Source organism: Achromobacter sp. DMS1, from assembly GCF_001270295.1.
Window position 1 is genome coordinate 1 of sequence record NZ_LHSJ01000219.1, and the last position, 7,185, is coordinate 7,185.

General features: G+C 68.5%; 9 protein-coding genes and 1 pseudogene. 3 read left to right on the forward strand and 7 right to left on the reverse strand.

Going from position 1 to position 7,185, the window contains the following annotated elements; genetic code table 11:
- From AD428_RS20225 to AD428_RS20245, 5 genes and pseudogenes are all read right to left on the reverse strand, one after another.
- A pseudogene (locus AD428_RS20225) lies at positions 1–276 on the reverse strand (ACP S-malonyltransferase); the annotation flags it as partial.
- 91 nt (positions 277–367) lie between these two features.
- Entirely contained in the window at positions 368–1,354 is a 987-nt protein-coding gene (locus AD428_RS20230) for a beta-ketoacyl-ACP synthase III (RefSeq protein ID WP_053246375.1), read from the reverse strand.
- Positions 1,354–2,421, reverse strand: coding sequence for a phosphate acyltransferase PlsX (plsX, locus tag AD428_RS20235; RefSeq protein WP_053246376.1), 1,068 nt, complete (start codon positions 2,419–2,421; stop codon positions 1,354–1,356). Before plsX ends, AD428_RS20230 begins: the two co-directional genes overlap by 1 nt.
- Before the next feature lie 59 nt (positions 2,422–2,480).
- Positions 2,481–2,663 (reverse strand): 50S ribosomal protein L32, encoded by a 183-nt coding sequence (gene rpmF / locus AD428_RS20240; protein WP_006389284.1) that lies wholly within the window; start codon positions 2,661–2,663, stop codon positions 2,481–2,483.
- 52 nt (positions 2,664–2,715) lie between these two features.
- The gene (locus tag AD428_RS20245; protein ID WP_053246377.1) at positions 2,716–3,282 is read right to left on the reverse strand and encodes a YceD family protein; all 567 of its coding nucleotides are present in this window, start codon (positions 3,280–3,282) and stop codon (positions 2,716–2,718) included.
- Between the two features lie 306 nt (positions 3,283–3,588).
- Here AD428_RS20245 and AD428_RS20250 point away from each other — a divergent pair, with 306 nt between their 5' ends.
- The 3 genes from AD428_RS20250 to AD428_RS20260 are packed head-to-tail and all read left to right on the forward strand — an operon-like array spanning position 3,589 to position 5,690.
- Positions 3,589–4,194 carry a Maf family nucleotide pyrophosphatase gene (locus AD428_RS20250; protein ID WP_053246378.1) on the forward strand — a complete coding sequence of 202 codons (606 nt, stop codon included), beginning with the start codon at positions 3,589–3,591 and terminating at the stop codon, positions 4,192–4,194.
- Positions 4,191–4,901 carry an SAM-dependent methyltransferase gene (locus tag AD428_RS20255; RefSeq protein WP_053246379.1) on the forward strand — a complete coding sequence of 237 codons (711 nt, stop codon included), beginning with the start codon at positions 4,191–4,193 and terminating at the stop codon, positions 4,899–4,901. Before AD428_RS20250 ends, AD428_RS20255 begins: the two co-directional genes overlap by 4 nt.
- A gap of 3 nt (positions 4,902–4,904) precedes the next feature.
- Positions 4,905–5,690, forward strand: coding sequence for an N-acetylmuramoyl-L-alanine amidase (locus AD428_RS20260; protein ID WP_053246380.1), 786 nt, complete (start codon positions 4,905–4,907; stop codon positions 5,688–5,690).
- 15 nt (positions 5,691–5,705) lie between these two features.
- On the opposite strand, the gene msrQ is transcribed toward AD428_RS20260, so the two are convergent.
- Both msrQ and msrP read right to left on the reverse strand, forming a co-directional pair.
- Positions 5,706–6,347, reverse strand: a complete 642-nt coding sequence (gene msrQ / locus AD428_RS20265) for a protein-methionine-sulfoxide reductase heme-binding subunit MsrQ (RefSeq protein WP_053246381.1) — start codon at positions 6,345–6,347, stop codon at positions 5,706–5,708.
- A 6-nt stretch (positions 6,348–6,353) separates the two neighbouring features.
- Positions 6,354–7,185 (reverse strand): protein-methionine-sulfoxide reductase catalytic subunit MsrP (msrP, locus tag AD428_RS20270; RefSeq protein ID WP_053246382.1); only part of this gene is annotated, 832 nt, incomplete at its 5' end.

A 7,185-nucleotide genomic window follows, 5' to 3' on the forward strand; every position in this document is an offset into this window, starting at 1 on the left:
CGCCCAGGCTGTGGCCCGCGACCACGTCGGCTCGCGTCCGCCGGCCGCGCGCCAGGCGGCGTAGAAAGCCGCGCCGGCGGTCAGCATGACGGGCTGCGTGTTGGTGGTCAGGTTCAGTTCTTCGGCCGGGCCTTGCGCGATGAGGGCGCCCAGGTCCTGTCCCAGCGCCTGCGAGGCGCGGGCCACGGTATCGGCAACCGGCTGCACGCCGCTCCAGGCATCCAGCATGCCGACCGACTGCGAGCCCTGGCCCGGAAAGACAAATGCGATTTTCATGATTGACCGTGTAGTGATTTTGGATCTTTAAGGATTGTCAGGCGCGGCCACCTGGCAAACACGGCGCGGCGGCCGCCCTGCCTTTCGGCGGCTACATGCGCGCCAGCACGGAACCCCAGGTGAAACCGCCGCCCACGCCCTGCATCAGCACGAGCTGGCCGCGCTTGACCCGACCGTCGCGGCGCGCCACGTCCAGGGCCAGGGGCACGCTGGCCGCCGACGTGTTGGCATGGCTGTCCACGGTGATGACCACCTTGTCCGTGGACACGCCCAGCTTGCGCGCCAGGAAATTCAGGATGCGCACGTTGGCCTGGTGCGGGATCAGCCAGTCCACGTCGTCGATCTGCACGCCGGCCTCGGCGCAGGTGTCGCGCGCGGAACGGTCGAGCACGGTGACGGCCTGCTTGAAGACGGCCTGGCCGTCCATGCGCAGGAAGGGATCGCCGGTGACGTCGCCGTAGGCCACGTTGCCCGCCGCGCTCAGGATGCGGGTCTGGCTGCCGTCGGCGTGCAGTTGCGCGGCCATGATGCCCGGCTCGTCGGCGGCCTTGAGCACCACGGCGCCCGCGCCGTCGCCGAACAGCACGCAGGTGCTGCGGTCGTTCCAGTCGAGGATGCGGGAGAACACTTCGGCGCCGATGACCAGGGCGCGGCGCGCGCGCCCGGCGCGGATGAAGCTGTCGGCCGTGGTGAGGGCGTACACGAAGCCGCTGCACACGGCCTGCACGTCGAACGCCGCCGAACCCTTGGCGCCCAGGTTGGCCTGGACCAGGCAGGCCGTGCTCGGGAATACGTAGTCGGGGGTGGAGGTCGCCAGCACGATGAGGTCGAGCTCGGATGCGTCCACCCCGGCGTCGGCCAGCGCGCGGCGCGCGGCCTCGGTGGCGAGCTGGCTGGTGGTGACGCCGCGCTCGGCGAGGTGGCGCTGCCGGATGCCCGTGCGCTCGACGATCCATTCGTCGGAGGTGGCGATGTTCCGCGTTGCCAGTTCCGCGGCAAGCTGGTCGTTCGAAACCACGCGTTCCGGCAGGAAGCTGCCGGTGCCCGCGATTACGGAGTATTTCATTGCGGTATCCATCAAGCGGTGTCTCCAGCCACGTTCCCCGCGGGCGGCGCCACGCCCTCTCCCGATTGAACGCGCTTGGTAATCTGCGCGACCGTCTGCGCGGTGCGCTCCAGCAGTTTACTCACTACGGCCTCGCGGGCGCGCTGCAAGGCGAAACCGAACGCGTAGGCGTCGGCCGAGCCGTGGCTCTTGATGACCACGCCGCGCAGGCCGAGCAGCGCCGCCCCGTTGTAGCGACGGTTGTCCACGCGCTCGCGCAGACGGTTGAGCACGGGCTTGGCGACGGCCCCGGCAAGCAATGTGATCAGGTTGCGCTTGAATTCTTCGCGGATGACGCTGGACAGCATCTTGGCCAGCCCTTCGACGGACTTGAGCACCACGTTGCCGACGAAGCCGTCGCAGACGACCACGTCCACCGTGCCCTTGAAGATGTCGTTGCCTTCCACGTTGCCGTAGAAATTGAGCGGACTGGCCCGCAGAAGCTCGGCGGCTTCCTTCACGACCTCGTTGCCCTTGATGATTTCTTCGCCGATGTTGAGCAGGCCGACCGACGGGTTCTCGCGATGGTCGACGGCCTGGGCCAGCGCGGCGCCCATGATGGCGAATTGCAGCAGATGCTCGGCGCTGCAATCGACGTTGGCGCCCAGGTCCAGCACCGTGGTGGCGCGGCCGGTCTGGTTGGGAATCGAGGTGGCGATCGCGGGACGGTCTATGCCCTCCAGCGTCTTGAGGACGTAGCGGGAAATAGCCATCCAGGCGCCGGTGTTGCCCGCGGAGACGCAGGCGTCGGCGCGCCCGTCCTTGACGGACTGGGCGGCCAGGCGCATGGAGGAATCTTTTTTGCGGCGCAGGGCGACCTCGACGGGGTCGTCCATGGCGACGACCTCCGTGGCCGGCACGATTTCAAGGCGATCGCGGTCCACGCCGCGGTGCTCGGAGAGCGCCGCTTCGATGGCGTCGGGAAGCCCGACCAGCAATAGCCGGGTATCCGGAAATTGCCGGGCGAACTCGATCGCAGCCGGAATCGTGACGGGCAGGCCGAAGTCGCCGCCCATGCAGTCTATGGCGATGCGTATCACGGGAGCCAGGTATCAGCGCTCAGCCGAAATGGTCCGGGTACGAGTCCGGCCCGGGGGCCTTATTCGTCAGCCTTGGTCTTCAGGACCTTGCGGCCGCGGTAGAAGCCGTTGGGGCTGATGTGGTGACGCAGGTGCGTTTCACCCGTGGTGGGCTCGATGGCGGTCGAGGGGTTCACCAGAAAATCGTGCGAGCGGTGCATGCCGCGCTTGGACGGGGACTTCTTGTTTTGTTGAACAGCCATGATGACTCCTAGAAACGGGGCGCATTGTACGCCAAGCGACCCGATGTTGATCTCAATCTTTGTGCTTCAGTTGTTCCAGCACCGCAAACGGCGACGGACGTTCGGCGGCCGGCTCCTGGGGAGCCCCGCCCTCGCTGGCCTGCGCGCCCGGGCATACATCATGCTTGGGCACGTAAGGAACGCTCAGGATGAGCTCGTCCTCGACCTGGGCCAGCAGGTCGAAATGACGCGATCCCACCACCTTTTCAGGCTGGCCGGACGCGAAATCCTGTTCTTCGGCACCGTCGTCCTCGCCGGAAGCGAATTCGTCTTCCAGGTCGGCCTCCGACTTGACCAGCTGCAGCGTCACGCGGCTGTCCACCGGGTAGGTGAACAGCTCGTTGCAGCGCTGGCAGACCAGGACCGGATCGGCCTGGATGTGCAAATGCAGCAACGGCTCGCCTTGCAGCAGGCCGCTTTTCGCCTCCTCGCCGCGCACACTCCAGCGCACGAGCCCCGCCTCGCCTTCCGGCTGCGCGGGCAGCCCCTCGGCAAAACGCAGCAGTCGCGCCAGAGGCACGACGCCGTGCGCTTCCCTGCCCTGGCGGGCAAAAGCAAAAGCGTCTATGCGAGTATCCATGCCCGAGCCCGGCGTTCCAGCGGTAAAAAGAAAAACGAAATCAAGGCCAAGCCGCGGCAGCAATCAAGGCCAGCCGCCAGATCCGGCAACAGATCCGTCCGGCTTGCGCCCCCGCCTGCGCCCCTCGCGCCACCGTGTCCACAGATGGTCGGAAGTCCTGCCGGCACCGACGGCCCAGGAGCCTGCCCTGCTTAAAACACGACGGCCGCGCCGCGGCAAAAAGCGTCGCGGCAAACCCAGGGCAAAGCAAATTTGCCGCAAAACGTTAGATAATACTGTGACTTACGCAACATCGTCAAATATCGCATGCCCCAGAACACGCCCCGCCTGATCCTCGCCTCGAGCTCGCGCTACCGCAGGGAGCTGCTCGCGCGCCTGCGCCTGCCCTTCGAGGCCATTTCTCCCGATGTCGACGAAACGCCTCGGCCGGGCGAAGCGCCCGAAGCGCTGGCGCTGCGGCTGTCGGTGGCCAAGGCCATGGCCGTCGCGGCCACGCGCCCCGGCCGCATCGTGATCGGCTCCGACCAGGTGGCCACGATGGATGGCCGGCCCATCGGCAAGCCCGGAGATTTCGCCCGCGCGCAGGCTCAGCTGCGGGCGCTGTCCGGCCAGACGGTGGAATTCCACAGCGCGCTGGCCGTGACGGACGGCCAGCGGGTGGAAAAGGCCGACGTGGTGACGCGCTGCCGTTTCCGCACGCTCTCGGCCCAGGCCATAGACACCTATCTGCGGGCCGAAGAGCCCTACGATACCGCAGGCAGCGCCAAGGCGGAAAGCCTGGGCATTGCGCTGATGGAAAGCATCCAGAGCGACGATCCCACCGCCATCATCGGCCTGCCCCTCATCGCGCTCACCCGCATGCTGGCGGGGTTCGGGCTCGACCCGCTGGAAGCGCCGGGAGCCGGCGCATGAGCGGCGCGCTGCACCTGATTCCCGTCGGCCTGGGCGATGCCCCCATCGAGCGCTGGCTGCCCGCCGAAACGCGGGCGCTGGCCGGCCGGCTCGACACCTATATCGCCGAAAACGCCAAGACGGCGCGCGCCTTCCTGAAGCTGGCGGGCACGACGCGCCCCCTGCAGGAAATCGCCATCCACACGCTGGACGACAAGACCGACGCGCGGCAGATCCAGTCCTGGCTGGAGCCGCTGCGCCAGGGCGCGGAAATCGGGCTGGTTTCGGAGGCCGGCTGCCCCGCCGTGGCCGACCCCGGCGCCAGGGTCGTGGAAGCCGCGCACCGCATGGGGCTGACCGTGCGTCCCTGGGTGGGGCCCTCGTCCATCCTGCTCGGGCTGATGGCCAGCGGCCTGGACGGCCAGCGCTTTGCCTTCCACGGCTACGCGCCGGTGGACGCGGGCGAGCGCGCGCGGCAGCTGCGCGCCTGGGAGCAACTGTCCGCCCGACAGAACCAGACCCAGCTGCTCATCGAAACGCCCTACCGCAACGCGGCCATGTTCTCCACCCTGCTTTCGGCGCTGCGGGGCGACACGCGGCTATGCGTGGCGCGCGCGCTCACCACGCCGGACGAATGGATCGCCACGCATACGGTGGCGGAATGGAAGCAGCGCCCGCCCCCGGCGCTGGACAAGATGCCCACCCTGTTCCTGTTCCTGGCGCGCTGAGCCATGCCGCGATATGTCCTGATCGCGCTGGCCGCGGCCTTGCTGGCGGGCTGCGCCCACCGCGGGCCGCCCGGGCTGGACGTGGACACGTCCGTAACGGCGGTCAGCCAGGGCAGCCGCGTGCGCAGCATCGTGCTGCACTACACCACGCTCGACGACGTACATTCGCTGGAAGAACTCTCGCGCGGCAAGGTCAGCGCGCACTACCTCATCCAGGAAAACGGCAAGACCTGGCAGCTGGTGGACGAGAACCGCGCCGCCTGGCATGCGGGAGCCAGCGCCTGGCAGGGCATCACGGCCATGAACAGCACGTCCATCGGCATCGAATTGGTGAATCCGGGCTGGACGCCGGGGCCGGACGGCGTTGCCGTCTGGCGCCCCTACGATCCGCGGCAACTGCGCTCGCTCGTCCTGCTGGCGCGCGATATCGCCCAGCGCCACGGCATCGCCCCCGAGAACATCGTGGGCCACAGCGACATCGCACCGCAGCGCAAGGTGGACCCGGGCCCGCTATTCCCCTGGAAGTGGCTGGCCAGCCAGGGCATAGGACGCTGGTACGACGAGGCCGCCGCCGCCGCCCACCTGGCGCGGCTGCAGCAGGAGCCGCTGCCCGGCATCGCATGGTTCCAGGCCCAGTTGCAGCGCCTGGGCTACGCCGCGCCCCAGACAGGCCAGGCCGACCGCGAAACGAGCAACGTGCTGGCGGCGTTCCAGATGCACTACCGGCCCTCGCGGCACGACGGACAGCCCGACGCCGAAACCGCGGCCATCATGCTCGCCCTGCCCTGACCCGGGCCCATTGCGTCAGCGCCGGGCGCGGCCGCGCAGCCATGCGGCCACCCGGTATCCCAGCAACAGCGCGAGCACCGCGCCGTACAGCGCGGGCTGGGTGAAATCGTTCTTGCCCGCCTTGTGCCACCAGTAGTGCAGGATGGCGAGCAGCCCGATCAGGTAGACCGCCCGATGCAGCGCCTGCCAGCGCCGGCCCATGCGCCGCATGGCCCATTGCGTGGAGGTGGCGGCCAGGGCGCACATGAGCACAAAGGCGGAAAACCCGGCCAGGATGAAAGGCCGCTCGCCCAGATCCCGCAGCATGGAGGCGGGATCCAGGCCGCGGTCCCACCAGACCCAGGCAAGAAAATGCAGGGCGCCGTAGAAAAAGGCGTACAGGCCGCACATGCGCCGCACCCGCACCAGCGCCGGCTGGCCGGCGAGGCGGCGCAGCGGGGTGATGGCCAGGGTGGCCAGCAGGCAGACCAGGGTCCAGGTGCCGGACGAGCGCGTCAGGAACTCCACCGGGTTGGCGGTCAGGCCGTCGTGCAGCCCCAGCCACACCCAGCGCAGCAGCGGCGCCAGCCCGAGCAGGAACAGCACGGGCTTGAACCGGCCCACCGCCCGGGCGGACCACTGCGCGCCGCGCGCGGCGGCAGGAGCGGCATCAGGCATGGGCGCTCAGTAATTGGCCTTCAGGTCCATGCCCTGGTAGAGCGACGCGACCTGCTCGCCATAGCCGTTGAACATCAGGGTCTTGCGCTTGGGGGCGAAGAAGCCGTCTTCGCCGATGCGCCGCTCGGTGGCCTGGCTCCAGCGCGGATGCGGCACGTTGGGGTTCACGTTGGCGTAGAAGCCGTATTCCTGCTGGGCGGCCTTGGTCCATGACGACACGGGCTGCTGCTCCACGAGCCGGATCCGGACCAGCGACTTGGCCGACTTGAAGCCGTACTTCCAGGGCACGGCCAGGCGCAGGGGCGCGCCGTTCTGGTTGGGCAGCACCTTGCCATACACGCCGAACACCAGCATGGTCAGCGGATGCATGGCCTCGTCCATGCGCAGGCCCTCGACGTAGGGCCAGTCCAGCACCCCGCTGCGCACGCCCGGCATGTTCTCGTGCTGCACGACGGTGGTGAATTCCACGAACCTGGCGTTGGCCGTGGGCTCGACCTGCTTGAGCAGGTTGGCCAGGGAGTAGCCCACCCAGGGAATCACCATGGACCAGCCTTCCACGCAGCGCAGCCGGTACACCCGCTCTTCCATGGGCGCCAGCGCGAGCAGGTCTTCGATACCGTAGGTGCGCGGCCGGGCGGCCTCGCCTTCCACGCTCACCGTCCACGGACGCGTCTGCAACCTGCCGGCATGCTCGGCCGGATCGCTCTTGTCGAGGCCGAATTCGTAGTAGTTGTTGTAGGAAGTGACATCCTTGAAGGGAGTCGGCTTGTCCAGCACGCTGAGCCCGGCGTTGGGCTTGCCCGGCAAAGCCCCCGGCCCGGCCGCCCGGGCCGGGCGC

Excerpts from the sequence above, each read along its gene's own strand:
- AD428_RS20230 (WP_053246375.1), bottom strand. The coding sequence starts at position 1,354 with ATGGATACCGCAATGAAATACTCCGTAATCGCGGGCACCGGCAGCTTC.
- rpmF (WP_006389284.1), bottom strand. The coding sequence starts at position 2,663 with ATGGCTGTTCAACAAAACAAGAAGTCCCCGTCCAAGCGCGGCATGCAC.
- AD428_RS20245 (WP_053246377.1), bottom strand. The coding sequence starts at position 3,282 with ATGGATACTCGCATAGACGCTTTTGCTTTTGCCCGCCAGGGCAGGGAA.
- AD428_RS20250 (WP_053246378.1), top strand. The coding sequence starts at position 3,589 with ATGCCCCAGAACACGCCCCGCCTGATCCTCGCCTCGAGCTCGCGCTAC.
- AD428_RS20255 (WP_053246379.1), top strand. The coding sequence starts at position 4,191 with ATGAGCGGCGCGCTGCACCTGATTCCCGTCGGCCTGGGCGATGCCCCC.
- AD428_RS20260 (WP_053246380.1), top strand. The coding sequence starts at position 4,905 with ATGCCGCGATATGTCCTGATCGCGCTGGCCGCGGCCTTGCTGGCGGGC.
- msrQ (WP_053246381.1), bottom strand. The coding sequence starts at position 6,347 with ATGCCTGATGCCGCTCCTGCCGCCGCGCGCGGCGCGCAGTGGTCCGCC.